Source organism: Microbacterium neimengense, assembly GCF_054782995.1.
The window spans coordinates 1-2,225 of record NZ_BAAGRK010000012.1; the positions used below are offsets into that span (position 1 = coordinate 1).

Consider the following 2,225-nt stretch of genomic DNA (forward strand, 5'->3'; position numbering starts at 1 on the left):
TGATATTTATCCGCGGGGCGGGCGACATCACACTTTAGGGTAATGATACCACCGCCCCGCGGCCATATTGTATTTTAGATTCCGGGGGGGTTATATTATTAATTTAATTAAGATTGAGTTGGTAATGAATTTACAGTATGGAATGATGGTGGACTAGTTAATGACCATTCTAATGTAGTAGCAGTAGAAGTTGCTCCGATTGCTCGTGAACTACTAAAGAATTGAGGTACGTACCAATAGTTATTAGCTAAGTTGTATTCTTGTCGAGCTAATAAATCATATAATGCGTACAGGAATACTAATGAAGCTACAATAGAAATAATAGATCCGAAACTAGATACTAAGTTCCATCCTGAATATGCATCTGGGTAATCTGGGATTCTTCGAGGCATACCTGCTAGACCTAACATATGTTGAGGGAAGAATGTTAAGTTAACTCCAATGAATAGACTCCAGAAATGGATATGTCCTAATAGTTCATTGTAAGTTTTACCAGTAATTTTACCAATCCAGTAATAGAATGCGGCAAATAAAGCAAAAATTGCTCCCATAGATAATACGTAATGGAAATGAGCAACTACATAATATGTATCATGTAAAGCAACATCCATAGACGCATTAGCTAACATTACACCAGTTAAACCTCCAAGTGTGAATAAAGCTAAGAATCCTAATGCAAATAACATAGGAGTTGTGAATCGGATACTTCCTCCGTATAGAGTAGCAAGCCATGAGAAAATTTTAATACCAGTTGGTACTGCAATAATCATTGTAGCAGCTGTGAAGTATGCTCGAGTATCAACATCTAATCCTACTGTATACATATGGTGAGACCATACAATGAATCCTAATACACCAATAGATAACATAGCATATACCATACCTAGGTACCCGAAAATAGGTTTACCACAGAAAGTAGATACTACATGACTAACAATTCCGAATCCAGGGATAATTAGAATATAAACTTCAGGATGTCCGAAGAACCAGAATAAGTGTTGGTATAGTAAAGGATCTCCTCCACCTGCTGGCTCGTAGAATGAAGTGTTAAAGTTTCGATCTGTTAATAACATAGTAATTCCTCCTGCTAATACAGGTAAAGATAGAAGTAATAGAACTGCTGTAATTAATACAGCCCATACGAATAGAGGCATTTTATGGAATGACATTCCAGGAGCTCTCATATTAATAATAGTTGTAATAAAGTTCATTGCACCTAACATAGAAGAAATACCTGATAAGTGAAGACTGAAAATAGCTAAATCTACAGATCCACCAGAATGAGAAGCAACACCTGATAATGGAGGGTAAACAGTCCATCCAGTACCAGCTCCGTTTTCTACGAAAGCACTAGCAACTAAAAGAATTAAAGAAGGTGGTAATAACCAGAATGAAATATTATTTAATCGAGGGAAAGCCATATCTGGAGCTCCAATCATTAAAGGAACAAACCAGTTACCGAATCCACCAATTAAAGCTGGCATTACTAAGAAGAAAATCATAACAAATGCGTGAGCAGTTACAATTACATTATATAATTGGTGATCACCATGAAGATATTGAATTCCAGGACCAGCTAATTCTAGTCTAATTAACACAGAAAAAGCAGTACCGATCATACCCGCAAAAATAGAGAAGATGATATATAAAGTACCAATATCTTTAGCATTTGTTGAGAACAGCCATCTAACCATATTAGAAGTTGTTATAATCCTTTTTTTTATTATTACTTATACAAAATAAAATTTTTATTAATTGTCCATAGACATTGCCCACATAAGTAATTTTTAATAAAGGGTTTTATGGGATTTAGGTATTTATAAATACTTACTGTGGGACTCGAACCCACAAGCCTCTCGGCACCGAAGTTTAAATTCGGAGAGTTTACCAATTTCTCCAAGTAAGCAAAAGCCAAAGAAATAAATTTTTTATTAAACGGCTAGCCTTTTAATATACTCCGAGCATAAAATGCTCGAGGTTTATTACAAGATTTTAGGTCTCCCCGAGCCGCAAAGCGGCTCGGGATACTATTTGAGGCCGGGCGATGCCCGGCCGCAAAGGGATGAATTTAACCCAAAAATTTATTTACCGGGAGGGAGATTTGAACTTCCAAGCTTTATGTATGAGATAAACATTTTACCATTAAATTATCCCGGCCATATAATATTGTTTCTTTTATTTTAAAAATTCTCGGTTAGGTATATTTTATTATCTTAGAGCTAAAT

At 35.6% G+C, this 2,225-nt stretch carries 1 protein-coding gene and 2 tRNA genes; all 3 read right to left on the reverse strand.

Translation table 11 applies throughout. The annotated features are described in order from the left end of the window. Window positions 1-107 precede the first annotated feature (107 nt). Complete coding sequence (gene ctaD / locus ACYVJS_RS10455; protein ID WP_460739896.1) at window positions 108-1,694, reverse strand: cytochrome c oxidase subunit I; 1,587 nt, start codon at window positions 1,692-1,694, stop codon at window positions 108-110. Window positions 1,695-1,824: 130 nt separating this feature from the next. Next, window positions 1,825-1,906: transfer RNA gene (locus ACYVJS_RS10460), tRNA-Leu, on the reverse strand. Between the two features lie 180 nt (window positions 1,907-2,086). After that, a tRNA-Met gene (locus ACYVJS_RS10465) sits at window positions 2,087-2,157 on the reverse strand. Window positions 2,158-2,225 lie beyond the last annotated feature (68 nt).

Excerpts from the sequence above, each read along its gene's own strand:
- ctaD (WP_460739896.1), bottom strand. The coding sequence starts at position 1,694 with ATGGTTAGATGGCTGTTCTCAACAAATGCTAAAGATATTGGTACTTTA.